19 protein-coding genes and 1 riboswitch are annotated in these 24,380 nt (G+C 70.8%); of the genes, 2 read left to right on the forward strand and 17 right to left on the reverse strand.

All coding sequences use genetic code 11. The annotated features are described in order from the left end of the window. Positions 1-19: 19 nt before the first annotated feature. The 15 genes from VXC91_RS04235 to VXC91_RS04305 form a co-directional block, all read right to left on the reverse strand. Positions 20-1,315: a cyclopropane-fatty-acyl-phospholipid synthase family protein gene (locus tag VXC91_RS04235; RefSeq protein WP_329505186.1), complete on the reverse strand. Its 1,296-nt coding sequence runs from the start codon at positions 1,313-1,315 to the stop codon at positions 20-22. A 222-nt stretch (positions 1,316-1,537) separates the two neighbouring features. Then, the gene (locus tag VXC91_RS04240) at positions 1,538-2,923 is read right to left on the reverse strand and encodes an NAD(P)/FAD-dependent oxidoreductase (protein WP_329505187.1); all 1,386 of its coding nucleotides are present in this window, start codon (positions 2,921-2,923) and stop codon (positions 1,538-1,540) included. Between the two features lie 488 nt (positions 2,924-3,411). After that, the gene (locus VXC91_RS04245; protein WP_329505188.1) at positions 3,412-4,353 is read right to left on the reverse strand and encodes a Ppx/GppA phosphatase family protein; all 942 of its coding nucleotides are present in this window, start codon (positions 4,351-4,353) and stop codon (positions 3,412-3,414) included. Further along, positions 4,350-5,012 carry a DUF501 domain-containing protein gene (locus tag VXC91_RS04250; RefSeq protein ID WP_408057329.1) on the reverse strand — a complete coding sequence of 221 codons (663 nt, stop codon included), beginning with the start codon at positions 5,010-5,012 and terminating at the stop codon, positions 4,350-4,352. The genes VXC91_RS04245 and VXC91_RS04250 overlap by 4 nt, the downstream gene beginning before the upstream one ends. Before the next feature lie 146 nt (positions 5,013-5,158). Further along, on the reverse strand, positions 5,159-5,635 hold the full coding sequence (locus tag VXC91_RS04255) for an FtsB family cell division protein (protein WP_329505189.1): 477 nt from the start codon (positions 5,633-5,635) through the stop codon (positions 5,159-5,161). 99 nt (positions 5,636-5,734) lie between these two features. Then, positions 5,735-7,021 (reverse strand): phosphopyruvate hydratase, encoded by a 1,287-nt coding sequence (gene eno / locus VXC91_RS04260; protein WP_329505233.1) that lies wholly within the window; start codon positions 7,019-7,021, stop codon positions 5,735-5,737. Between the two features lie 312 nt (positions 7,022-7,333). Continuing rightward, on the reverse strand, positions 7,334-8,011 hold the full coding sequence (locus VXC91_RS04265; RefSeq protein ID WP_329505191.1) for a transglycosylase family protein: 678 nt from the start codon (positions 8,009-8,011) through the stop codon (positions 7,334-7,336). 4 nt (positions 8,012-8,015) lie between these two features. Beyond that, positions 8,016-8,181, reverse strand: a riboswitch (cyclic di-AMP (ydaO/yuaA leader). A gap of 197 nt (positions 8,182-8,378) precedes the next feature. Next, positions 8,379-9,335: a LysM peptidoglycan-binding domain-containing protein gene (locus tag VXC91_RS04270; RefSeq protein WP_329505193.1), complete on the reverse strand. Its 957-nt coding sequence runs from the start codon at positions 9,333-9,335 to the stop codon at positions 8,379-8,381. Between the two features lie 144 nt (positions 9,336-9,479). Further along, positions 9,480-10,817 carry a cytochrome P450 family protein gene (locus VXC91_RS04275; RefSeq protein ID WP_329505194.1) on the reverse strand — a complete coding sequence of 446 codons (1,338 nt, stop codon included), beginning with the start codon at positions 10,815-10,817 and terminating at the stop codon, positions 9,480-9,482. Positions 10,818-10,855: 38 nt separating this feature from the next. Continuing rightward, positions 10,856-11,863 (reverse strand): nucleoside triphosphate pyrophosphohydrolase, encoded by a 1,008-nt coding sequence (locus tag VXC91_RS04280; RefSeq protein WP_329505195.1) that lies wholly within the window; start codon positions 11,861-11,863, stop codon positions 10,856-10,858. A 76-nt stretch (positions 11,864-11,939) separates the two neighbouring features. Then, positions 11,940-12,590 carry a SurA N-terminal domain-containing protein gene (locus VXC91_RS04285; RefSeq protein ID WP_329505196.1) on the reverse strand — a complete coding sequence of 217 codons (651 nt, stop codon included), beginning with the start codon at positions 12,588-12,590 and terminating at the stop codon, positions 11,940-11,942. A 138-nt stretch (positions 12,591-12,728) separates the two neighbouring features. Next, positions 12,729-13,556: a glycoside hydrolase domain-containing protein gene (locus VXC91_RS04290; protein WP_329505197.1), complete on the reverse strand. Its 828-nt coding sequence runs from the start codon at positions 13,554-13,556 to the stop codon at positions 12,729-12,731. A gap of 144 nt (positions 13,557-13,700) precedes the next feature. Beyond that, positions 13,701-15,182, reverse strand: a complete 1,482-nt coding sequence (locus VXC91_RS04295) for a serine/threonine-protein kinase (protein ID WP_329505234.1) — start codon at positions 15,180-15,182, stop codon at positions 13,701-13,703. Positions 15,183-15,220: 38 nt separating this feature from the next. Continuing rightward, entirely contained in the window at positions 15,221-15,778 is a 558-nt protein-coding gene (locus VXC91_RS04300; RefSeq protein ID WP_329505198.1) for a hypothetical protein, read from the reverse strand. Positions 15,779-15,928: 150 nt separating this feature from the next. Further along, positions 15,929-17,953 carry an N-6 DNA methylase gene (locus VXC91_RS04305; protein WP_329505199.1) on the reverse strand — a complete coding sequence of 675 codons (2,025 nt, stop codon included), beginning with the start codon at positions 17,951-17,953 and terminating at the stop codon, positions 15,929-15,931. A 254-nt stretch (positions 17,954-18,207) separates the two neighbouring features. On the opposite strand from VXC91_RS04305, the gene VXC91_RS04310 reads away from it, so the two are divergent. Both VXC91_RS04310 and VXC91_RS04315 read left to right on the forward strand, forming a co-directional pair. Next, the gene (locus VXC91_RS04310) at positions 18,208-18,528 is read left to right on the forward strand and encodes a hypothetical protein (RefSeq protein WP_329505201.1); all 321 of its coding nucleotides are present in this window, start codon (positions 18,208-18,210) and stop codon (positions 18,526-18,528) included. Between the two features lie 97 nt (positions 18,529-18,625). Beyond that, a complete protein-coding gene (locus VXC91_RS04315; RefSeq protein WP_329505203.1) occupies positions 18,626-19,375 on the forward strand; it encodes a hypothetical protein in 750 nt (249 codons plus the stop codon). 195 nt (positions 19,376-19,570) lie between these two features. On the opposite strand, the gene VXC91_RS04320 is transcribed toward VXC91_RS04315, so the two are convergent. Further along, positions 19,571-20,368 carry an HNH endonuclease family protein gene (locus VXC91_RS04320; RefSeq protein ID WP_329505204.1) on the reverse strand — a complete coding sequence of 266 codons (798 nt, stop codon included), beginning with the start codon at positions 20,366-20,368 and terminating at the stop codon, positions 19,571-19,573. Positions 20,369-20,752: 384 nt separating this feature from the next. After that, positions 20,753-24,292 carry a transcription-repair coupling factor gene (gene mfd, locus VXC91_RS04325; RefSeq protein WP_329505206.1) on the reverse strand — a complete coding sequence of 1,180 codons (3,540 nt, stop codon included), beginning with the start codon at positions 24,290-24,292 and terminating at the stop codon, positions 20,753-20,755. Between the last annotated feature and the right edge of the window lie 88 nt (positions 24,293-24,380).

Genomic DNA, 24,380 nt, shown 5'->3' on the forward strand with positions numbered 1-24,380 from the left:
TTCGGTGTGCGTGCGGACGTCACTCGCCCCAGGCACGGGAGCGCAGGGGCATTCCGGACGCACCCGACTGCGGCGTCCGCACTGCCAGCACCTGGTTGACGCCGATGCGGTTACGTTCGAAGGACAGTGCGGAGGCGGCCATGTAGAGGCGCCAGACACGGGCCCGCCCGGGGCGGGTGAGGCGCTGCGCCCGTACCCACTCGGCCTCCAGGTTGGCGACCCAGCGGCGCAGGGTGAGGGCATAGTGCTCGCGCAGACCCTCGACGTCGCGGACCTCGAACCCGGCGCGCTCCAGCTGTGTCACCGTGGTGCCGATGGGTGCGAGTTCACCGTCCGGGAAGACGTAGGCGTCGATGAACGCGTCGACGGAATAGGCGGACTCGTCCTTCTGGGGCCGCCGCGCGATCTGGTGGTTGAGCAGCCGCCCGCCCGGCTTCAGCAGGGCGTACAGATCGCGGGCGTAGTCCAGATAGCGCTCCGCGCCGACGTGCTCGGCCATGCCGATGGAGGAGATGGCGTCGTACGGGCCGTCGGTGACGTCGCGGTAGTCCTGCACTCGGATCTCCACGCGATCGGTCAGGCCCTCGTCGGCGACCCGCTTGCGGGCGTACGCGGCCTGCTCCTGGGAGAGGGTGATGCCGACGACGCTCACGCCGTGCTCGCGGGCGGCGTGCACGGCCATGGAGCCCCAGCCGCAACCGACGTCGAGAAGCCGCTGACCGGGCTTCAGACTCAGCTTGCGGCAGACCAGTTCCAGCTTGTCGCGCTGGGCGTCCTCGAGGGTGGACCCGGCGCCGGCCCAGTAGGCGCAGGAGTACACCATCGACGGGCCCAGGACGATCTCGTAGAAGTCGTTGCCGACGTCGTAGTGGTGACTGATGGCACGCCGGTCGCTGCGCCGGGTGTGAAGGTGGCCGCGGACCCTGCGGACCTCCTCACGGGGCGGCGGGGGCGGCGGGAAGGGCCCGGCCATCTTGGCGAGGCCCCGGACGGCGGCGCGGACCTTCGGGTCGCGGACGGCCTGGCCGAGGGAACGGGCGTCGTCGCCGCGCTCCCAGATGAGGCCGGCGAGGAGATCGAGGGCGGTGTACAGGTCACCGTCGATCCCCAGGTCCCCGGCGACCCAGCCGCGGGCGAGGCCCAACTCGCCCGGTTTCCACAGCAGACGGCGCAGGGCGCGGCGATTGCGCACGACGAGGGCGGGAGCGCCGGGCGGTCCGGACTCCGAACCGTCCCAGGCGCGGATGCGCACCGGGAGCGGGGCTCCCAGCAGTTGTTCGACGAGGCTCTTCAGCCGCGGCGCGGCGTCGGCCATGGTGCACACCTCCCATTGGGGCGTCCCCTTGCTCGAACACAGTCGCGAGCTTGGGGAAGACGATCCCGGAATGCTCGACACCACGTAAACACCTACGGGGCCGCGCCGCAGTCCCCCGTTGGCGTTACAGCTGGGCAAAAAGCCTGCGCGCACGCCGAAAGGGGCCGCCCGCACCACGGATGGCGGGCGGCCCCTTTCGGGTGTTGCCGGGGGAAACGCAGGTCAGGAGGCCTTGGCCTTCTCCTCGGTCTTGACCGCGGCGACGGCCACGGGCGCCGGCTTGGCAGCCTCGTAGAACTCCTCGCGCGGCGACTCGATCGCGCCGAGCGAGACGACCTCGCGCTTGAGGAACATGCTCAGCGTCCAGTCGGCGAAGATCCGGATCTTCCGGTTCCACGTCGGCATCGCCAGACCGTGGTAGCCGCGGTGCATGTACCAGGCGAGACGGCCCTTGACCTTGATCTTCATCTTGCCCATGACGATCATCGCGACGCCCTTGTGGAGACCGAGCCCGGCCACCGCGCCCTTGTTGGCGTGCGAGTACTCCTTCTGCGGGAAGCCCCGCATGCCGGAGATCACGTTGTCGCCGAGGACCTTGGCCTGGCGGAGGGCGTGCTGGGCATTCGGCGGGGTCCAGGCGTTCTCGTTGCCTGCCTTGCGGCTGGCGAGGTCCGGGACCTGGGCGTTGTCGCCCGCGGCCCAGATGTAGTCCGTGCCCTGCACCTGGAGCGTGGGCGCGGTGTCGACGTGGCCGCGCGGACCGAGCGGCAGCCCGAAGCGGGCGAGCGCCGGGTTCGGCTTGACGCCGGCCGTCCACACGATCGTGTTGGAGTCGACCTCGAGACCGTTCTTCAGCACCACATGGCCGTCGACGCAGGACTCCATGGAGGTGGAGAGGTAGATCTCGACGCCCCGGCCCTCGAGGTGCTCCTTGCCGTACTGGCCGAGCTTGGGGCCGACCTCGGGAAGGATCTTGTCTGCGGCGTCGACAAGGATGAAGCGCATGTCCTCACGGGACACGCTCCTGTAGTACTTGGCCGCGTCCCGGGCCATGTCCTCGACCTCACCGATGGTCTCCGCACCGGCGAAACCACCGCCGATGAAGACGAAGGTGAGCGCCTTGCGGCGGATCTCCTCGTCGGTCGTGGAGTCGGCCTTGTCGAGCTGCTCGAGGACGTGGTTGCGCAGGCCGATGGACTCCTCGATGCCCTTCATGCCGATGCCCTGCTCGGCGAGGCCGGGGATCGGGAAGGTGCGGGAGACCGCGCCGAGCGCGACGACGAGATAGTCGAAAGGCAGCTCGTACGCCTCGCCGACCAGCGGGGCGATCGTGGCGACCTTGCGGTCCTGGTCGATGGTGGTGACCCGGCCGGTGAGGACCTCCGCCTTCGGCAGCACGCGTCGCAGCGGGACGACGACGTGCCGGGGGGAGATGCTGCCGGCGGCGGCTTCGGGAAGGAAGGGCTGGTAGGTCATGTACGAGCGCGGGTCGACGACCGTGACGGTCGCCTCGCCGTAGCGCATCTTCTTCAGAATGCGACGAGCTGCGTACAGGCCTACGTACCCACCGCCTACTACGAGGATCCTGGGACGCTCCGTGGTGCTCATGGCATCGAGTATCCACCCGCCCCTGGGGGGTCGCTCGTGCGCCCCTTCACAAGCTTGGTCGTGGTATCTGCTACACTGCGCCACTCGCATGACGGAGGTCATGGCGCCGCGGAGGCAGCACCCTGTACAGCGGATGGCGGCCAAGGCCGCGTGAGCTGCTCCTCAAGGCGTTCGGGGCACCGGCCGCGGGCTCCGCGCCCCCGTCGGCGACTCCCCCGAGAACGCTCGCGTGAGCACCCCCGAGGATGCCTTGAGCCCTACGGATGGCCGAGTGGACCCCCATCATCGCCCAGCAGGTGCGATTTCCTTGTGAAGAACTTCACGAAGTTTTCCGCCGGCCCGCATCCGAAGGTGCGCAAGACCCCTTCGGATGCGCTCATACGTTATCCGACCCGCTCAAGAGAGGCTGCCGACGGGTAGGAAATCCCCGCCCGGAGCTCCCTGATCGCCCGTCAGATCCCGTTCACGGCCCGGGCGATGGGTGTCCGCTACGCGATGGACCAGGCGATGCCGTCGAGGATGTCGTGCTCGCTGACCACGACCTCGGCGGCCTCGATCCGCTCCATGATCGCGAGCAGGACGAGGGCGCCCGCGCCGATCACATCGACGCGGCCCGGGTGCATGGAGGGGATCGCCGCGCGCTCGGCGTGCGTGGACCTCAGCAGCCGCTCGGTGATCTCACGGACGCGGTCCTGGGAGATCCGGGAGTGGTGGATCCTCTCGGAGTCGTACTCCGGGAGTTCCTGATCGATCGCCGACAGCGTGGTGACCGAGCCGGCGAGCCCCACGAGCGTGCGCGCCTCGTGCAGCGGAACGGTCTTCTCCACCAGGTCCAGTGCGGCCTCGATGTCGGACCGTATGGCCGCGATCCGCTCCGGGGTCGGCGGATCGGAGACAACTCCCTCGTGCACGAGATGACGTTCGGTCATACGGACGCAGCCGATGTCGACGGAGCGCGCCGCCCGCACATGCTCCTCGCCGACGACGAACTCCGTGGAACCACCGCCGATGTCCACGACCAGGAAGGGCTTGTCCAGGTCCTCGCGGCCCGCCAGCTCCTTGGTCGCGCCCGTGAAGGAGAACTCCGCCTCCTGCTCGCCGGAGATGACCTCGGGCTCAACGCCGAGGATCTCCAGCACCCCACGGACGAACACGTCCCGGTTCTCGGCGTCCCGGGAGGCGGACGTGGCGACGAAACGGATCCGCTCGGCGCCATGCTCCTTGATGATCTCGGCGTACTCCCGGCAAGCGGCGAACGTGCGCTCCAGGGCCTCGGGGGCGAGCCGCCCGGTCCGGTCCACGCCCTGGCCGAGCCGGACGATGGTCATCCGCCGGTCCAGTTCGACGAGTTCACCGGTGGCCGGGGTGGCGTCCGCAACCAGGAGCCGGATGGAGTTCGTACCGCAGTCGACGGCGGCGACGCGCGTCATTTGTCTTCCTCCTCGGAATCGTCGGGCTCGACGGCGGTCCGGTCGGGGCCGGACGTGTCCGCCTGCGACTCGTCACCGGACGGCGGGCCCGCGGGCGTCACGCACGACCCCTTGCGCCACCACTGAGGCAGCATCCCGATCGCCTCGTCGCCCAGCGGGTTGACCCCGGGGCCGGCGACCAGGGAGTGCGCGACGAGCACGTGCAGGCACTTCACCCGGTCCGGCATGCCGCCCGCGCTCGGGAAGCCCTCCAGGACCTCGATGGCGTCGCGGCGGGCGATGTAGTCCTCGTGCGCCGCGCGGTAGGCGGCGGCCAGTTCGGGGTCGGTCGCCAGGCGCTCCGTCATCTCCTTCATGACGCCGTTCGCCTCCAGCGTGCCGATCGCCGAGGCGGCACGCGGGCACGTCAGGTAGTACGTCGTCGGGAACGGTGTGCCGTCGGGGAGCCGCGGCGCCGTCTCCACGACGTCCGGCTGCCCGCACGGGCACCGGTGCGCGATCGCGCGCAGCCCGCGAGGGGGACGCCCGAGCTGCTGCTCGATGGCCTCGACGTCCGCGTCCGTGGGCTCGGTGCGCGGGGTGGGCGGCAGATCGAACAGCGTCAGCGCGCAGCGCTCCCCTTGCGGGGCTGCGGAGGGGCGGCGGGCAGGAGTTTCCATGGCTGTCTTTCAGGCTGTCTTTCTCATCGGTGCGCTGATCCGTCCGGTCGGTGATGCGCCGGTCGCGGGGTCATCGGTTCACAGCGCCTCTTCGGTTCACGGCGGGAACGCCGTGCACGGCCGCCTCGACCGGGCGGCGGGCCGGCTCACCGGCTGGACTTGTCGGACCTGTCGACCCCGTCCCAGATGTTGTCGTACCAGGGGCGCGCGGCCGTCGTACGGTTTGCACGCGACTGTTTGGCCGCGTCCGGGTCGATCACGATGTAACCGGTCTCCCCCGGCATCACGTAGTGCAGCCGCAGCCGGATCTGCTGCTCCGCGTACGCGTCGTCATGCCAGCGCGCCTTGAGGTCACGCAGCTGCTCGACCCGCTCGCGGGCCTGTGCCTGCTGCCGCTCCAGGTCGGCGATCTCGGCCCGCTGGGAGACGTACTGCCTTATCGGATACGCGAGCGCCACGACCAGCGAGCACAGGACGAGCGCGAGCAGCGCGGCCCGGCCGGTCAGCCGGGAACGGCGGGCCTGCCGTCTGGTCTGGGAGCGATAGACCCGGGCCGCCGTCTGCTCCCCGAGCAGCCGCAGCCTGGTCGCGGTGGAGAACCGGTCACGGTCCTTCACGGCCATGTCCCCGCCTCCCCTTCACACGTGCGTACGTCCCCGCACACGGTACGGGACCGGGTACGGGGACGTACGGACGACGGGCTAAGGCGTGGCCCTGCCCGCTCAGCCCTTGAAGCGCGGGAACGCGCTGCGGCCGGCGTACACCGCGGCGTCGTCGAGGATCTCCTCGATGCGCAGCAGCTGGTTGTACTTGGCGACGCGCTCGGAGCGGGCCGGGGCGCCGGTCTTGATCTGGCCGCAGTTGGTGGCGACGGCCAGGTCGGCGATGGTGACGTCCTCGGTCTCGCCGGAGCGGTGGGACATCATGCACTTGAAGCCGTTGCGCTGGGCCAGCTCGACGGCGTCCAGGGTCTCGGTCAGCGAACCGATCTGGTTGACCTTGACCAGCAGGGCGTTGGCGGTGCCCTCCTCGATGCCGCGGGCCAGGCGCTCGGGGTTGGTGACGAACAGGTCGTCGCCCACCAGCTGGACCTTGTCGCCGAGCCGGTCGGTGATGACCTTCCAGCCGGCCCAGTCGTCCTCGAACAGCGGGTCCTCGATGGAGACGAGCGGGTAGGCCGCGACGAGCTCCTCGTAGTACTCCGTCATCTCGGCGGCGGAGCGCTCCTTGCCCTCGAAGAGGTACTTGCCGTCCTTGTAGAACTCGGAGGCGGCGACGTCCAGGGCGAGGGCGATCTGCTCGCCGGGGACGTACCCGGCCTGCTTGACGGCCTCGAGGATGAGGTCCAGGGCCTCGCGGTTGGAGCCGAGGTTCGGGGCGAAGCCGCCCTCGTCGCCGAGGCCGGTGGACAGGCCCTTGGTCTTCAGCACCTTCTTGAGGGTGTGGTAGACCTCGGTGCCCCAGCGCAGGGCCTCGGAGAAGGACTCCGCACCGATCGGGGCGATCATGAACTCCTGGATGTCCACATTGGAGTCGGCGTGCGAGCCGCCGTTCAGGATGTTCATCATCGGCACCGGCAGCAGGTGCGCGTTCGGGCCGCCCAGGTAGCGGAAGAGCGGGAGGTCGCTCGCCTCGGAGGCGGCGTGGGCGACGGCGAGGGAGACGCCGAGGATGGCGTTGGCGCCGAGCGAGCCCTTGTTGTCGGTGGCGTCCAGGTCGAACATCGCCTGGTCGATCAGCCGCTGCTCGGTGGCGTCATAGCCGACGAGCTCCGGGCCGATCTGCTCGATGACGGCGAGGACGGCCTTCTCGACGCCCTTGCCCTGGTAACGGTTGGGGTCACCGTCGCGGAGCTCGATGGCCTCGAAGGCGCCGGTGGAGGCGCCGGACGGAACGGCGGCACGACCCGTGCTGCCGTCGTCGAGGCCGACCTCGACCTCGACCGTGGGGTTGCCTCGGGAGTCCAGGATTTCCCGGGCTACGACGACGTCGATGGACGGCACGAGCATCTCCTTCTTGGATGTGACGCTGAGAGTGCGGGGCACCTTGCGACTAGAGCCTAACCGTCCCGGGTCATCGGCCAGCCGACCGACCGTCCCGTGGACAGAGTGAGGGTCCACATTGTTCCTGTGCGGAACAAAGGCGGAGGGAAAGTCGCGGTGAAGAGCGCGGGGCGCGTAAGCAAAAAAGCCCCGCTCCGGTGCGTACGGGGGAACACGCACCGGAGCGGGGAGCCCGTGGGGACGGGGGCTGCCTTCACGCGACCGTCACGCCGGAGGTCACGTACATCAGGACGCTGTGGACCGGCTACCGGACCGCTGTCACTTCAGGTGCAGCTGCTGGCCCGGGTAGATGAGGTCGGCGTCCTCGACGATGTCCTTGTTCAGCTGGAAGAGCTTCTCCCAGCCGCCCTGGACGTGGTGCTTCGCGGCGATCGAGCTGAGGGTGTCGCCCTTGATCACCTTGTATTCGCCGTCACCCTTCTCGACCTTCTTGCCGGCCGAAGTGGTGCCGGTCTTCTGCGCGGCCGGACGCTCGGCCGAACGGGAGGCCTGCTGCGAGGTCGTGTGGGCGGCGCCGCTCTTCGTGGCGCCGGAGGAGGCGCCGGCGGCCGCGCCGTTGTACGGGGTGCTGGACAGGCCCTTGCCGCAGACCGGCCAGGCGCCCTTGCCCTGACCCGCGAGGACCTTCTCGGCTATGGCGATCTGCTGCGCCTTGGTGGCCAGGTCCGCCCGCGAGGCGTAGGCGGTGCCACCGTAGGCGGCCCATGTGGAGTTCGTGAACTGCAGACCGCCGTAGAACCCGTTGCCGGTGCTGATGGACCAGTTGCCACCGGACTCGCACTGGGCGACGGAGTCCCATTCGGCGGCGGTGGCCGCGGAGGCGTTGCCGGCCGCGAGCAGCGGGGCGGCGACGGCGGCACCGGTGACACCGGCGAGCGAGATGACACGGACGGCCTTGGACGGGCGGCGGTGCTTGCCCTTGCCGGAACACAGCATGGTTCGTTCCCCTCACCGACGCCTGCGAGGTGAGCTGTCGGGTTCGGGCCGGTTGAGTTGCCCGGCCGCGCGCCACTGGGCGCACGGCTTCACCCCAAGCCGCCCCGGTCCATGTCCGGGCGCGGCGCTTACCTTGGGTCCCCCGCTCCTGCCTACGGCGCTTGACGCGACGACTGTTCCGCACGGCCACTGGCAGGATTCGGCGTTGCGACCGTGGGGGCCCGCTGTGGCGAGCGGTCATGACCGTAAGCAGCCGATCCGCCGAATTCCAAAGACGATCAGGGCCGATGAGACCCATCTCTCACCATCGCCAAACCGGACATTAAGCCCGAAGCGGGATGTGAAGTACCGTAGGCCGACGTGCAGTTCAGCGCTTCCCGGCGTGCGGGTCCGCGTCGAGCGCAAGGCTCTGGCCGGGGAGGATGTGGTCCGGATCGGCGCCGACCGTCCGCTTGTTCACGTCGTACAGCGCCCGCCATCCACCCGTGAGGTCAAGGGAGTCGGCGATGCCCGACAGATTGTCACCGGGGCGGACGGTGTACGAGCCGTCGGCGGCGTCCCGCGCGGCTCGGGAGTCGCGCGAGGCGTGCCGGCCGATCGAGTCGCCCGTGCGGCCGTCGGCGTCGCCCTCGCCGGCGCTGCCGCCGCGATGGCGGCCGAAGCCGGAGGTCTCATCCGCACCGCCGCCCGAAGAGGCATCGCTCTGACCGGACTTGTCCGACTCGTCACCCTTCATCGCGGCAGCGGACGGACCGCCGGCGCTCTGGGAATGCTTCGCACCCGCACCGTGGTCGGCGGAGTCGTGGGACGCGCCGAAGGAAAGGGACGGCTTTGCGGAAGCGGATGTTCCGGATGAGTCGGACAGGCCGGAGTCGAGCCCGAAGCCGGACGAGGAGCCCCGGCCGGACGATTCGCCCGCGACGCCCGTGTCGACGTCCGCGGAGCCGGAGTCCTCGTTCAGGCCGGCGACGAGCCCGCAGGCGGACCAGACGGAGACACCGCGGTCGTCGAGGATCCTCTCGGCGACGGCTATCTGCTGCGAACGGCTCGCCTGGTCGGCGCTCGGGGCGTAGTCGAGGCCGCCGTACTTCTCCCAGTCCCGCTGCGTCAACTGGAGCCCGCCGTAGTGGCCGTTCCCGGTGTCGGCGCTCCAGGAACCGTCGCTCTCGCATTGCGCGACCTGGTCCCAGGTGGTGGCGTCGGACGCACTGGCGCCGGTGGCCCCGAGCAGCGGAATCGCGATCGCTGAGCCGGTCACCCCTGCCGCGACGAGGAGAGCCGGAGCCTGGCGGGGGCGACGGTGACGACCGTTCCCGGAGAGCATGCGATTGCCTTTCACACGACAGCAGTGAACGCAGGGGCGGCTGTGGCGTACCGCCCCGTTGCTGCGTGAACGTATCGGCAGTCGGTCGCCTGTCACAAGTTAATGCAGCGCAGATCACGTGAAGATCACAGAGGTGAAGAGCTGTCACCCCCCTGCGACCGGCGGTGCGTTCGCCGCGTCATCCGGCGGGACGGAGGTGATCTTTTTGGGAATCGGGGTGAATTCCACAGGAAGTGTGCGCAATCCACGCATGATGAGCCCTCCCCGCCAGCGCAGATCGGTTGAATCCACCGCGAGTTGCAGGTCCGGGAGACGGGTGAGGAGGGTGGCGAGTGCGGTCTGTCCCTCCAGGCGGGCCAGCGGGGCGCCGAGGCAGTAGTGGATGCCGTGTCCGTACCCCAGGTGCTGGTTGTCGCGACGGGCGAGGTCGAGCCTGTCGGGGTCGGCGAACCGCTCGGGATCCCGGTCGGCGGCCGCGAGCACGACCAGCACCGGATCCCCGGGGGCGATGTCCTGCCCGCCGATGGTGAGCGGCTGTGTGGCGAAGCGCCAGGTGGCCAGTTCCACCGGGCCGTCGTAGCGGAGGAGTTCCTCGACACCGGTCTCGAGCAGGCCCCGTTCGCCGCGGGCGAGGGAAGCCTGAAGCCGGGCGCGCTGCCCGGGGCGGCCGAGGAGGGCATAGGTGCCGTTGCCGATGAGGTTGACCGTGGTCTCGAACCCGGCGAACAGCAGGATGAAGGCCATGGCGGCGGCCTCGTTCTCGGTGAGGTGCTCACCGTGGTCGGAGGCGCGGATGAGCCCGGAGATGAGGTCCTCGCCGGGCCCGGGCGCCTCGGGCAGGGCCTCGCGCTTGCGGTGGATGAGGTCGGCGAGGTAGCCGCGCATCTTCTTGACGGAACGGGCGACTCCGCCCCTCGGCCCCCCGCCGTGCCGGATCATCATCCCCGCCCAGTCCCGGAAGTCGTCCTGGTCCTCGCGGGGTACGCCGAGCATGTCGCAGATGGCGTAGATGGGCAGCGGGAAGGCGAACTCGTGGATGAGGTCGGCGGAGCCGCGGCCCGCGAACCCGTCGATGAGCCGGTCGGTCAGCTCCTGCACCCGCGGCGCGAACTCCGCGACGCGCCGGGGTGTGAAGGCCTTGGAGACAAGCCGGCGCAGCCGCGTGTGGTCCGGCGGGTCGATGTTGAGCAGATGCGTCATCAGCTCCGCCTTGCGCTCGCCGGGGATGCCGGTCTTGCCCTTGGCGTGCGCGGGTTCGTCGTGATGCGCCGGGTTCTTGCTGAGCCGCTGATCGGCGAGGGCCTGCTTGGCGTCGGCGTAACGGGTGACCAGCCAGGCCTCGACACCGCTCGGCAGTTCGGTCCGGTGCACGGGGGCGTGGTCACGGAGCCAGGCGTAGGCGGGGTAGGGGTCGGCGGCGAACTCCCGGGTGAAGAGCTCGGGGGTGGAGTTCGTGGGCTCGGGGTGGGGCTGGTTGGTCACTCCTTGACGGTATCCGGCGGCCAGGTCCGGGCCGTACCTCAGCCGCCGCTCTCCGCCTCCCGAATCGCGTCCCGGTACGCCCGCGCCGCCGCCCGCAGTGCCGCCTCCGGGTCCACGCCCTCCGCCTCGGCTCGCGCGGCCATCGCCAGCAGTTCGTAGCCGACGCCCTTCCCTTGAGGCAGCGGAACGTCGAGACCGGCCGTGTGGGCACGGGACGAGAGCTTGGCCGCGAGGGCCAGGCCCGGCTGGCCGAGGGGGACGCCCTCCGTCACCGAGGTGCGCCGCTTCTCCACCGCCTTTGTCCGCAGCCAGTGCTCCTTGACTTCTTCCGGTGTCGTGGCGGTCTCGTCGCCGAAGACGTGGGGGTGGCGGTGGATCAGCTTGGCGACGATGCCGCCCGCCACGTCGTCGATGGAGAAGGGGGCGTCCGCGTCCTCCTCCGCGATGCGGGAGTGGAAGACGACCTGGAGCAGGACGTCGCCCAGTTCCTCGCGCAGTTCGTCGCGGTCGCCCGCTTCGATCGCCTCGACCAGTTCGTACGCCTCCTCGATGCCGTACTTGGCCAGACCCTGGTGGGTCTGACGGGAGGACCAGGGGCACTCGGCGCGGATGCGGTCCATGACCTGGACGAGGTCGAGCAGCCGGGCGCCCGGCAGGTCGTACGACGCGGGGAGCAGCTCCAGCTCCGGCATCCGCACCCGCCCGGAGCCGGCCAGCCGGGCCAGGCCGTCGGTGAGGTGCGGTTCTCCCTCGCCGGTCGCGACGACGACCACCCTGCGGCCGCCGGCGCAGGCGTCCACCAGCTCCTGCGCGGTCGGGGCGGCCTCGTCGACCGCTATGCCCGCCTCACGCAGATAGGGCAGCTGAGGATGCGCGCCGTCCGCGCACAGGACCCGGTCGGCGTCGCGCAGCGCCTGCCAGGCGGGCCACGAGAGCAGACCCGGCGCAACCCGGTGGCTGGTGGTGAGCAGGACGATACGGCCGGCGGCCGCCTCGGAGGCGTCGGTCCCGTGCGGACCGTGGGCGCGGGAGCTGGTTGCGTTCACCCTTCGAACGTAACGCACGCCACCGACGCCCCCGTACGTCGTCCACAGGCGGTGGACCGGCCCGGCCCCACCCGCGCTACGCCGGCTGCCCGGCCGCCGCCGTGACCTCCTTGACCCAGGGCGTCCTGGCGTCCACACGGCTGCTCTTCTGCACGTCCCAGGTGCCGTAGCGCGGATTGAGTTTGATGTCGAGTTCCTTGGACGCCTCCGCCATGGCCGTCCAGAAGGCGGCCTTGCCGTCGGTCGTGTTCATGTCGACGCCGAGCGCCGAGGCCAGCTTCTGGGCCCGGACCTCCGTGCGAAGGCTGTCGTCAAGGCGCCGGGGAGCGACCCCGTACTGCTGCAGCCACGCCGACTGCAGCGCCTTGCTGCCGCCCGCCTGCCGCTCCAGGCTCGCCCGCATCTGCTCGACGTCGCTGCGGTCGACGCTCACGCCCACCTCCTTGGCGGCGCGGTTCAGGACCCGGTCGAGAACCATGGTGTGGAGCGTGTCGCGGGTGAGGCTGCTGGTCTGGGCGACCGTCTGCCGGTACTGGGCGTCGTCCGTGGCGGCGGCACGCTGGGCCGCGCGCACCTCGTTCACCCGGCTCTCCAGCTGTGCGACCGAGATCCGCTGCCCTCCGACGACGGCTGCGGCACCCGCATGGGCGGATCCGCCACATGCGGTGAGGAGCGGAGCCGCGGCCAGGGCGGCGCTGAGGGCGAGCGCGGTGCGACGGCGGTGCAAGGTGGCCTCCCGAGGAGATTGTGCGGCGATGCACAAGGTCTTGCGGTGATCGATGGTAGGCAGTGGCCAGGCTCTGGCCAACCCATTCGAACCAACGATTCGCCGGGACTTCGGGCACCGCCGCACCCGCCCTCGGGATCAGCCGGTGATGGCGACCGGCGCGTCCCACGCGTCGCGGTCCACGGTGAGCGTGTAACCGTTCCGCGTCTCCTTGCTGTTGACCATGTACTGGTGGGCGCGGCTGTGGCCGGTGTACTGGGACGTGCTCCACGGCCAGTCCGTGGTGGTGGTGTTCTGCTTGTCCCACAGGGCGTACCAGAGGTTGCCCGGCAGGTCGGTCTTGTTCGTCGCGGTGGCGATGGCCTTCGCGCTGGAACTGGTGAAGCCGTAGAAGCCGGCGCGGTACGTCTTGGCGCGCAGCGTCTTGGTGAAGGAGCGGACGTAGGTGAGCACCGCGTCGTTGCACGACTTGTCGGTGATGTCGTACGGCTCCATGTCGAGGTAGATCGCGCTGCCGGCCTTCATCCCGAGAGCCGAGGCCTTGGACACCGCGTCCGCGGCGTCCTTCGCGCCGAGCGAGGCGGCGGTGGCGGCGGTCAGCTTCTCGGGGTTGGAGCTGGTCTGGCAGGGCGGCTGGGCGCCGACGTAGATCGGGATGAGCTTCCAGCCGACCGAGCTGACCGACTTCACCCAGGAAGCGGTGAGGTTGGGCTGGCCGCAGCCGCGGTTCGTGCCGCCGACGTACACGGCGGCCGCTCCGTAGAGGCCGCCCTTCCAAGCCTTCATCGCGGCGAGCGACGGCGCGGTACAGGTGTCGAACGCGCGGCCCGTGTACGTCTTCTGGGCGGGCCAGGTGGTGGCCGCCATCGAGGTCTGCGCGTCGATCCCGGCCCCCGCGACCACGGCGGCACCCGTCACCCCCCAGGCGATGTATCTGCGCTTCTTGGACAGCCGGTGACTCGACATGAAGGCCCCACCCCGATGATCGATCGTGTATGACACAAACGGAGGCAAGCTAGCGGACGGCGCTTCCACGATCGGAAAACGCAATTCCCCCGACCACACAAGATTTCCCCAAGGCGCAGCAAAAACCAGGGCCTCGGGCGTACCTCAGCCGCGCACCTGTCCCAGCCACTGCAGCGTCCGGCGGACGTCCACGGCCAGCGGATGACCGGGGCCGCGCATGCGTTCGACGTCGTGCAGGAGCCGTACCAGCGTGTCGTGGGCGGCTGCGCGGTCGCCGAGGGCGAGCAGCAGATGACCGATGCGGCGGCGGACGTCATGGGCGAGTTCCGGGTCCCCCGCCACATACTGGTTCTCGTAGTACGGCAGCAGCGCGCGGTACTCGGCGAGCGCCGCCGCCGGCTCGCCCAGCTGCTCGAGGCACTGCGCGATGTCGTAGCGGAAGCGAAGCGACTGGGGGTCCGCCTGGCCTGCCTCGGCGGCGCGTTCGTCCGCGAGGCGGCGCAGTTCGGGCAGCGCACGCCGGTACTGGCCGTCGTCCATGAGGGTGGCCGCGTACTGCTTGCGCAGGGTGCGGACGACCGGTGAGTGCTCGCCGTGCTGGGCGGCGGCCGCCGGGAGGATCGCGCCGAGGATGTCGACGGCCTGGGTGATGCGGCCTTCCCCGAGCAACCGCTTGACCTCGTCGACGGCGCCCGCGACATCGGGTTTCTCGACCGCCGGCGTCGGCTGCGGCTGGGGCGCCGGGGTGCGTGCCCGGTCCGGCCACGGGGCGTACGGGCGCAGGAAGGGACGCGTGGGGTCGAGGGGGGCGCCTGTGGGCATGCCCTGTGCCGGGAGCAGCGGAAGCAGGTGCTCGTACGTCTCCTGAGCCGAGGCGGGGCGGTGCTGCGGATCCTTGGCGAGCAGGCGCAGGACGAGCGATTCGAGCGGCTCCGGCACCTCCGGGCGCAGCCTGCGCACCGGGACCGGGGGCTCGTAGAGATGGCGGTGCAGTACCCCGAGGGCGGTGGCGCCGGTGAACGGCACGTTCCCGCTCAGGAGTTCGTGCATGAGCACGCCGAGCGCGTAGAGGTCGGTGTACGGGCCGACCGCGCCGCCCATCGCCTGCTCGGGCGCCATGTAGGCAGGCGAGCCGATGGGGGAGCCGGTGTGGGTGAGGCGGGTCGTGTCGCTGTCCATCACCGAGGCCACGCCGAGGTCGAGGACGGTGACCGTGCCGTCCTGCTTGACCATCACGTTCCGCGGCTTGAGGTCCCGGTGGATGATCGGCACGGCGTGCACGGCGGACAGCACGGCGCACAGCTGCGCGGCGACCGCCACCACCCATTGCCAGGGGTAGGGATCGTGCTCCGCGAGGTGGTCCGCGAGGTCGGCCCCGTCGACGTACTGCATGACGAGGTACAGCTCTTCCCCCTCGCTGCCGGCGTCGTGCACGGTGACCAGCCCCGGGTGGTCGACCTGCGCGGTCACACGGCACTCCCGTGCGAAACGCCTGCGCAGTTCGTCCGCCTCCTGGCCGGCCACCTTGTCGGGACGCAGCAGCTTGACGGCCACCCGGCGGTCCAGCCGCTGGTCGTACGCCGTCCAGACCTGGCCCATGCCTCCCTGGCCGATGAGCGTCGACAGTTCGTAACGGCCGGCGACGATGCGTCCGGGGGCCACGCTCACCTGCCGCCCTCGTGCTTGCGCAGATAGTCGCTGAGTTCGTCGAGTTCGGCGCGGACCTGGTCGATGCGCGCGGGCGCGGGACGCTGCGGCTGGGGCTGCGGCGGCGGTACGGGGGTCCGGGGCTGCGGCATGTGGGGGGCGGCGTACGCGGTGGGCTGCGGGTAACCGTGAGCGCCTGCCGGGTGCTGGGGCGGTATGTAGCCCGCGTACCGCGGCTGCTGGAAGTGGCGGATGTCCGCGTACAGGTAGTAGCCGACGCAGGCACAGGCGTTCAGCAGCAGGATGATCATGCCCGCGTTGCCGTTCGGGCTGCTGAAGTCGTCCGTGTGGTCAGTGCTGAGGAAGGAGAAGCTGACGCCCATCGCTGCGAGCGTCCCGACGAAGACCCACCAGTCGCGCCTCTTGTGCGTCACCAGGGCGGCCCGCAGCGGCGCGACCCACGCCAGAAAGCCGATGCTCAGCAGGGCCACCGCCACGAAGAACACGCGCAGTACGACCAGAACCGCGGTCGGGGGGCGCCGCGGTGGCGGCGGCGGGTGGCCGTGGCCGTGCATGGCTGCTCCTGGGTGCCTGGTGAAGACGGATGTGCGAGTGTCGGTCCGAGCGTATAGGCGGACACCGGCAACCCGTCCAGGGTCTGCCGAAACCGTTGTCTCGCTGGTCACCTCTCCCTGTGGTCCGATAAATCAGTGCGATCGGACGGATCAGTCCGGGGCGACCGTGCCGTCGGTCAGGCCGTCGTACAGGCCGCGCACGAGTTGGTCACCGAGGCGGCCCGCGAGCCGCAGGGTGTCCTCGAACGAGGCGAGCGCCATGAAGCGCGCGCCGTAGCGGCGTTGCCGGTCGAGCGGGAGCCGGGGCAACTGGAGGCGGCGCACGTCGAGCCGGGTCGCGGTGGACGCGTAACTGCTGGCCTGACGGTTGTTGGCGGTGCCGCGCAGGAAACCGGCGAGGAACCAGGGATCGAGCGCGGCCGGATCGGGGCGCAGGAGCGTGAGGTTGCGCCCGAGGGCAGCCCCGGCGGTCGCCCGGTCGATCACCCGCGCAACGGCGCCGCCGCCCAGCACCGGGACGACGACGTCGCCCTCCTCGACGAGGACCGGTTCCTCACCGGCCTCGGGCAGTGTGCCGGAGGGCGCGGTGCCGACGATGACGTCGTGATCGGTGAGCACCCGCGCATGGGGGCCGTTGCCGCCGGTGCGCATCACCAGCGCGCCCGCGCGGGCGAGTTCGCCGACTGTGGTGAGCGGCCAGCGGCCCCGGTCGGCGGTGTCGGCGGCGGACGGGGCGAGGTCGGCGGTGAGGCGGAGGGTTTGGTCGAGGCGTGCGCGCAGGGCACTGAGCTCCTGGGCACCGCCGGCCGCCACAGGGGGCGGGAGGTGTCGGGCGGGGGCCAGGTCGACGTCGTCGTCGAGGAGTTCGATGACGGGCACGGAGCGGCTCACGCCCGGCACCAGAGGTGCGCTGCCGCTGCGGGCGAAGGCGCGCCAGGCGTCGAGCACCGTCGAGCGCACTGCCTGCCAGTCCGGCCCGCCCCGTCCCTCGAGGGTGAGCGCCCCGGTGTCCGCGAGCAGCAACTCGGGCTGTGCAGTGGCCGATGCGGGACGACGCAGCACCCACAGGTGCAACGGAATGTTGTGCGGGGGCGCCGCCCCGGCCGGCAGGGCGATCACGGCGCGCAGAGCACCGCGGCGCAGCAGGTCGGCGCGGATACGGCGGCCCGAGCGGCGCGAGGCGGCGGCCGGCGGCATCAGCAGGACCGCGGTGCCGCCGTCCTTCAGGCGGGCCAACGCGTGCTGCACCCAGGCGAGTTCGGATTCCGTACGGGCCGGGAAGCCGTACTCCCAGCGGGGGTCGTAGGCGAGTTCGTCGTGGCCCCAGTTGCGTTCGTTGAACGGCGGGTGGCACAGCACCGCGTCGGCCCGTACGGTGCCGAAGGCGTCGGACCTGAGGCTGTCGCCGGCGGCGGCGCGCACAACCGCCTTCGTGTGCAGAGCGAGACGCAGCGCGGTGACCGCGGCGAGATGCGGGTCGCTGTCCTGGCCGTGGAGTTCCTGGGCGGGTGCGGGGGCCACGGCGTGCAGCAGGGCACCCGTGCCGCAGGCGGGATCGAGGACCGTCCGCGCGGGGCCGGCGAGGTCTGCCATCAGGGCGGCGAGGTCGCGCGGGGTGAGCGTGTACTGGCGCGGGTTGGCGTCGAGGTGCCGGCCGAGCAGGAAGTCGTACGCCTGTGGGGCCCCCATTTCCGCGGCGAGTTGGGCGGCGCCGCGCAGGAGCGGGGCAAAGGGCAGGAATTCGGCGGCTGCGGGGATCGGCACGACGGACGTGCGGAGCGCCCCCGAGCGGGGCGTGAGCACCTGTTCCAGAGCGGTGGGCAGCAGCTCTGCCAGGCGGGCGTCGGAACCGGCACTCGCCTCCTTCCAGATCGTCGGCCGGTCGTGGACGAGCACCAGGGCACAGCCCGCGTGCACAAGGGCTGTGACAGGCCCCTCCGGGTGGCCGGCGATCTGCTGCCACACGCGCTCCCGCAGGGGCACCTCGGCCAGCTTGCCCTGGCGGCGCAGCCACTCCTCGATGTCCGCGAGCGCGAAGGAGGGGCTGGTCTCGCTGCCGCCGACCGGTTGGGGGAAGTCCGCGTGGCGGCGGCGCCAGTTGCTGACGGCGGCGCGGCCGACTCCTGCCAGCCGGGCGATCCCGGCGGCGGTCACCTCTGTCCCGTTGCCCTGCACCCGCCCGGCTCCCCTCTGCCTTGTGCGGCCCCTCTGCCCGTGCGGCGCCCGCGGTGGTCTTCGCGCGCGGCGCACCCCGCCACGTGACGTCGAGCATACCGATGTGCGCAAGATCCACCCTTTCACGCACGTGTACACAACTCAACATGTGAACCACGTTGACTCGGTTCACAGCCTCTGCTCTTATTGACCCATCGCACGAACGACCGCCCGCGCAAATCGGCGGTCGCGTCGACACGGGGGAGGGAACTGCCGTGGGCACAGAGGACAGGATCGAGCGGGGAGCCGTGGCCCGCGCCGTCGTCACCGGCACGGTGTCGGCGAACGCGGACCACGAAGCGGCCAAGGGCGGCAAGGGACCTTCCACGTCCGCGGGACAGCGCTCCGGGCCCACGCCCGATCGGATGCCACGGTCCTCCGGCCGGTGCTTCCGGCAGCGCTCCAAGACCGCCCCGCACTCCCCCGGATCCATCAAGGCGAACGACAACGTCACCGGAACCGCCGCCGTCACGGTCGGCGCACACGACGCCTGCTTCAAGACCACGGAACGCCGGGACCGCACGACGTCGTCCTGACCCGCCGTTCCCACTCGGGCGGGCGCGTTGTCACGCCGCCCCGCCCCTCTGGCTCGACCCCACTTCACTTCACGCCGTCTCACCTCGAGGAACTCCCATGCGTCGCACCGCTCTTGCCGCTCTCTGCCTCGCCGCCGCGGCCACCGCGGGACTCACCGGCTGCCTGCCCGGCCAGAACATGGCGGACGACAAGCCGAAGGGCCCGTTCGCCGGGCTGACCGGAGGCGAGATCGCCGACCGCGCCATGAAGGCCACCACCGACGCGACATCGTTGCGCATGCAGGGGGACGTCCCCGACGACGAGAGCGACGGCACGATCCGGATCGACATGGCCCTGAACAAGAAGGGCGAGTGCGCCGGCACGCTGAGCATGGCCGGGCAGGGCAAGGCCGACCTGATCAAGAGCGGCGACACCGTCTACATGAAGTACGACGAGGCGTTCCTGCGCGCCCAGGGCAAGGACGATCCCAAGGCCGACACCGACGCGGTGGTGACCATGCTGGCCGGCAAGTGGACCAAGATGTCGGCGAAGGGCAAGGACGCCAAGGACATCGCGGGCTTCTGCGACCTGGACACGGTGCTGGCCGACGTCCGGAACGTGAACTCGGACGCGACCCGCGACCGGACGACCACGGTCAACGGCACTTCGGCGATCGTCCTGCAGGAGAAGGAAGGCAAGGACCGCTACACGCTGTACGTCGCCACGGAGGGCAAGCCGTACCTGCTGAAGGTCACCAGCACCTCCAAGAAGGACCCGGGCACGGTCGCCTTCACCGACTACGACAAGCCGGTCCCGGCCGCCGCGCCCAAGGGCGACGTCCTCGACCTGGACAAGCTGGGCGGCTGACATGAGCCGGGCGGTGCGGTCGGGGCCGAACGGAGGGGGCGGCCCCGACCGCACCGACCCACCGCGCCCCGCAGCCACACCCGTGCGTCGGGCCTGGGCGAGGGCGCGCCGTTCGGCAGGGTGGACCACCAGGATCAGGCGGCCGAGTGGTACGGATGCGGCGCCCACCGCGCGGGCCGGGGCGGGTGGGAAATCTCAGCCGCCGCACAGCTTCAGCATCATCGCCTTGTCGGCGGACGTGACGGGAAGGTCGTACTTCAGCGACACCTGGGCGAAGCGCACCGCATAGGAGCAGCGGATGCTCTTGTTCGGGGGCAGCCATGCGGCCGGGCCGGAGTCGCTCTTGGCGCCGTTGGTGGGGCCGTCCACCGGAATCAGGTTGAGCGGGTCGTTGGCGATGTCCTCGCGCTTGCCCTTCGTCCAGTGCGAGGCGCCCATCTGCCAGTCGTACGACAGCGGCATGACGTGGTCGATCTGGACCGTGGTGGCACGGGACTTGGTCCATTCGATCGTCTTCGCGGTGTACGGGTCGTGCAGCGTCATCGAGATGACGACGCAGTCCGAGCCCGCCCGGAAACGGACCTGCTCCCCGTCTCGCCTCAAGAGGTCGTTTCTCGAATCGCAGCCGTTGTGAGCGTAGGGAATGCCACCGGGGGCCGAGTCCATCCAGGCATAGCCGAACTTGTCCCGTTCATAGCCGGTCTTGGGGCCACGTCCCTTTGTGGCCACCTTCTCGATCAGTGTGCGCGCCTTCGCCCTGTCCGCTGCCGAGGTGATGGCCGCCAGCCCCGGTTTCGTGCCGTCGGGGTTGTCCAACGGGTTCACCGCGCGACCGCTCTCCGTCGGGACGCCGGAGCCCGAAGGAGAGCCGTCGATGGGGAAGTCGGCGCTGTCGCAGCCGGTGAGCAGCAGCCCGGTGCCGAGCAGAGCCGCAGACGCCCCGAGGATGCGCCGGGGTCCGCCGATGTGCCTCACACGCCTCTCGGAACGCATGGCGCCCCGCCCTCCCCTTGCCCGTACCGCTCGTCCGAACCGCCCCCGGTGGGCGCGGTTTCCCTGATCTCACGGTAGCGGCCGGGGAGTCATGCCCCTACCACCGCTTGACAGCGGACGGATGCACGCCGGGCGCGTGCGGCGGCAGCCCACGGTGCGCTCGGTACGGTGGCAGGCCCCGCCCGTTCGGACACATGCCTCGGCCGGGACGCAAATCGCCCCGATCGGCGACCGGGACCCCGCGGAGGTCTTCCACACGCCGGCCGGGATGCTCTTCGGCTCCGGCTGAGCCGTACAGCATCCAGCTCCAGCTGAGCCGGGCACAGCACACCGGGCAGGCCCAGGGGCGGCCGCCCGGCCCTGCGGCCCGATCCCACCGGGGCCCTACGACCCCAGGATCGACGTCAGGAACTCCCCGACCCAGCCCAGCAACTCCCGGCCGACCAGCGGCTTTCCGCCCACCTTCGCGGTCTTGGGGCGCGGCACCAGGACCTGGTGGACCGCCGGCTTGATGACGGTGCCCGCATAGAGCCGCTTGACCCGCAGTTCCTGGGACTCCCTCAACTCCACGGGGGCGAAGCGGATGTTGTTGCCCTGCAGCACGACCTCGCCGACGCCGCACGCACGGGCGAGCATGCGCAGGCCCGCCACCAGGAGGAGGTTCTCGACCGGCTCGGGAAGCTTGCCGTAGCGGTCGACGAGTTCCTCCCGGACGGACTTGATGTCCTCCTCCGTGTTCACGGAGGCGATCGCGCGGTAGGCCTGCAGGCGCAGCCGCTCGCCGGGGGCGTAGTCGTGCGGGACGTGTGCGTCGACCGGGAGTTCGATCTTGACCTCGAGCGGCGGCTCCTCCTCCACCCCGCCGTCCAGCGATGCCCGGTAGTCCGCGACGGCTTCGCCGACCATTCGTACGTACAGGTCGAAGCCGACGCCCGCGATGTGGCCCGACTGCTCCCCGCCGAGGAGGTTGCCCGCGCCGCGGATCTCCAGGTCCTTCATCGCGACGTACATGCCCGCGCCCATCTCCGTGTGCTGGGCGATCGTCGCGAGGCGTTCGTGGGCCGTCTCCGTGAGCGGCTTCTCCGGCGGGTAGAGGAAGTAGGCGTAGCCGCGCTCGCGGCTCCGGCCCACGCGGCCGCGGAGCTGGTGCAGTTGGGACAGGCCGAAGTTGTCGCCGCGCTCCACGATCAGCGTGTTCGCGTTCGAGATGTCGATGCCCGACTCCACGATCGTCGTGGAGACCAGGACGTCGTACTTCTTCTCCCAGAAGTCGACGACCACCTGCTCCAGCGTCTGTTCCGACATCTGGCCGTGAGCCGTGGCGATGCGCGCCTCGGGCACGATCTCGCGCAGGCGCGCCGCGGCACGGTCGATCGACTCCACCCGGTTGTGGATGTAGAAGACCTGGCCCTCGCGCAGCAGTTCGCGGCGGATCGCGGCGCCGATCTGCTTCTCCTCGTAGGGGCCCACGAAGGTCAGCACCGGGTGCCGCTCCTCGGGCGGGGTCGTGATGGTGGACATCTCCCGGATGCCCGTCACCGCCATCTCCAGCGTGCGCGGGATCGGGGTCGCCGACATGGTGAGCACGTCGACGTTCGCGCGCAGCTTCTTCAGCTGCTCCTTGTGCTCGACGCCGAAGCGCTGCTCCTCGTCGACGATGACCAGGCCCAGGTCCTTGAACTTGGTCTCCGAGGAGAACAACCGGTGTGTGCCGATGACCACGTCCACCGAGCCGTCCCTGAGACCCTCCAGGACCGCCTTCGCCTCGGTGTCCGTCTGGAAGCGGGACAGCGCCTTCACGCTCACCGGGAACTGCGAGTAGCGGTCGCCGAACGTGCCGAAGTGCTGCTGGACCAGCAGGGTCGTGGGGACGAGGACGGCGACCTGCTTGCCGTCCTGCACCGCCTTGAAGGCTGCCCTGACCGCGATCTCCGTCTTGCCGTAGCCCACGTCGCCGCAGATCAGGCGGTCCATCGGGACCGACTTCTCCATGTCGTCCTTGACCTCGGCGATCGTGGTCAGCTGGTCCGGGGTCTCCACGTACGGGAACGCGTCCTCCAGCTCCCGCTGCCAGGGCGTGTCCCCGCCGAAGGCATGGCCGGGCGCTGCCATCCGCGCGCTGTACAGCTTGATCAGGTCCGCGGCGATCTCCTTGACCGCCTTCTTCGCGCGCGCCTTCGTCTTGGTCCAGTCGGCGCCGCCCAGGCGGTGCAGCGTCGGGGCCTCGCCGCCGACGTACTTGGTGATCTGCTCCAGCTGGTCGGTCGGGATGTAGAGCCGGTCGCCGGGCTGGCCGCGCTTGGCAGGCGCGTACTCCACCACCAGGTACTCGCGAGTGGCGCCCTGCACGGTGCGCTGCACCATCTCGATGTAGCGGCCCACGCCGTGCTGTTCGTGGACGATGTAGTCGCCCGCCTCCAGGGTCAGCGGGTCGATCGTCTTGCGGCGCCGGGCCGGCATGCGGGTGCCGTCGCGCCCGGCCGCCTTCTGCCCGGAGAGGTCGGTCTCGGTGAGCACGGCGAGCTTGAGGGCGGGGTCCACGAAGCCGTAGTCGATCGAGCCGCACGCCACGTGCACGACCGAGGGGGACAGCTGCCCGAGGTCGGCGTCCAGGCGGGCCGCGATGCCCTCGTTGCCCAGCACCTCGACGGTGCGGGACGCCGGGCCGTGGCCCTCCGTGACGAACACGGCACGCCAGCCGTCGGCGAGCCAGCCCTTGGTGTCGGCAAGCGCCTTCGCGGTGTCGCCGCGGTAGGTCTCCGGTGCGTGCATGCCGAGCTTGAGGGTGTCCCCGTCCAGGGTGCTCAGTTCGTCGTCCGCCGCGAAGGGCGACACCGACCACCACAGCATGCCCAGCGCGCGGGCCCGCTCCCGGACGTCCGCGATCGACCACAGGGAGGCCGCGCCGACGTCGATCGGCGCGTCGCCGCCCCCCGCGGTGGCCGCCCAGGACGCCTGCAGGAACTCCTGGCTGGTCGCCACCAGGTCCGCGGCCCGCGTCCGCACGCGCTCGGGGTCGCAAACGACGGTCATGGCGCCTTCCGGCAGAACGTCGAGAAGCAGTTCCATGTCGTCGACGAGTACGGGTGCGAGCGACTCCATGCCCTCGACCGCGATGCCCTCGGCGATCTTGCCGAGCAGCTCGCCCAGCTCGGGGTGCTCCTCGGCGAGTGCGGCGGCCCGGCGGCGTACGTCGTCGGTGAGCAACAGCTCACGGCACGGAGGCGCCCACAGGCCGTGCTCGGCGACCTCCAGGGAGCGCTGGTCGGCGACCTTGAAGTACCGGATCTCCTCGACGTCGTCACCCCAGAACTCGATGCGCAGGGGGTGTTCCTCGGTGGGCGGGAAGACGTCCAGGATGCCGCCGCGCACGGCGAACTCGCCGCGCTTCTCCACCAGCTCGACCCGGGAGTACGCGGCCGCGGCCAGGGCGTCCACGACCTCCTCCAGGTCGGCCCGCTGCCCGGTGCGCAGGGCGACCGGTTCCAGGTCGCCCAGGCCCTTGACCTGGGGCTGGAGCACGGAGCGCACGGGGGCGACGACGACGGAGACCGGGCCGGTCTCGGGGTCGTCCAGGCTCGGGTGGGCGAGTCGTCTGAGGACGGCGAGACGGCGGCCGACGGTGTCGCTGCGGGGGCTGAGCCGCTCGTGCGGGAGGGTCTCCCACGACGGGTACTCCACGACGGCGTCGGGCGGCAGCAGGGAACGCAGTGCCGCCGTCAGGTCCTCCGCCTCCCGGCCGGTCGCGGTCACCGCCAGCACGGGCCGGCCGGCCTCACGGGCCAGGGTGGCGATCGCGAGGGGGCGGGCCGCCGGCGGGCCGACGAGTTCGACGTGCATGCGATTGCCGTCTGCGGCCGCCTTGATCGCTTCGGCGAGGGCGGTGTCCTTGACGACGGCGTCGAGCAGACCGTGCAGGCTCATGAAGGGGCATCCCGTCCCGGGTGGGCAACACGAACACCCGGCCGCGAGGTTTCGGGGGCCGGGGTTGTCCAGCGTACGACGCTGCGCG

This window comes from Streptomyces chiangmaiensis (assembly GCF_036281785.1).
Classification (GTDB): domain Bacteria; phylum Actinomycetota; class Actinomycetes; order Streptomycetales; family Streptomycetaceae; genus Streptomyces; species Streptomyces chiangmaiensis.

Excerpts from the sequence above, each read along its gene's own strand:
- VXC91_RS04265 (WP_329505191.1), bottom strand. The coding sequence starts at position 8,011 with ATGCTGTGTTCCGGCAAGGGCAAGCACCGCCGCCCGTCCAAGGCCGTC.
- VXC91_RS04320 (WP_329505204.1), bottom strand. The coding sequence starts at position 20,368 with ATGCGTTCCGAGAGGCGTGTGAGGCACATCGGCGGACCCCGGCGCATC.
- VXC91_RS04255 (WP_329505189.1), bottom strand. The coding sequence starts at position 5,635 with ATGGCCGTGAAGGACCGTGACCGGTTCTCCACCGCGACCAGGCTGCGG.
- VXC91_RS04240 (WP_329505187.1), bottom strand. The coding sequence starts at position 2,923 with ATGAGCACCACGGAGCGTCCCAGGATCCTCGTAGTAGGCGGTGGGTAC.
- eno (WP_329505233.1), bottom strand. The coding sequence starts at position 7,021 with ATGCTCGTGCCGTCCATCGACGTCGTCGTAGCCCGGGAAATCCTGGAC.
- VXC91_RS04270 (WP_329505193.1), bottom strand. The coding sequence starts at position 9,335 with ATGCTCTCCGGGAACGGTCGTCACCGTCGCCCCCGCCAGGCTCCGGCT.
- VXC91_RS04290 (WP_329505197.1), bottom strand. The coding sequence starts at position 13,556 with ATGTCGAGTCACCGGCTGTCCAAGAAGCGCAGATACATCGCCTGGGGG.
- VXC91_RS04300 (WP_329505198.1), bottom strand. The coding sequence starts at position 15,778 with ATGCACGGCCACGGCCACCCGCCGCCGCCACCGCGGCGCCCCCCGACC.
- mfd (WP_329505206.1), bottom strand. The coding sequence starts at position 24,292 with ATGAGCCTGCACGGTCTGCTCGACGCCGTCGTCAAGGACACCGCCCTC.
- VXC91_RS04245 (WP_329505188.1), bottom strand. The coding sequence starts at position 4,353 with ATGACGCGCGTCGCCGCCGTCGACTGCGGTACGAACTCCATCCGGCTC.
- VXC91_RS04235 (WP_329505186.1), bottom strand. The coding sequence starts at position 1,315 with ATGGCCGACGCCGCGCCGCGGCTGAAGAGCCTCGTCGAACAACTGCTG.
- VXC91_RS04250 (WP_408057329.1), bottom strand. The coding sequence starts at position 5,012 with ATGGAAACTCCTGCCCGCCGCCCCTCCGCAGCCCCGCAAGGGGAGCGC.
- VXC91_RS04315 (WP_329505203.1), top strand. The coding sequence starts at position 18,626 with ATGCGTCGCACCGCTCTTGCCGCTCTCTGCCTCGCCGCCGCGGCCACC.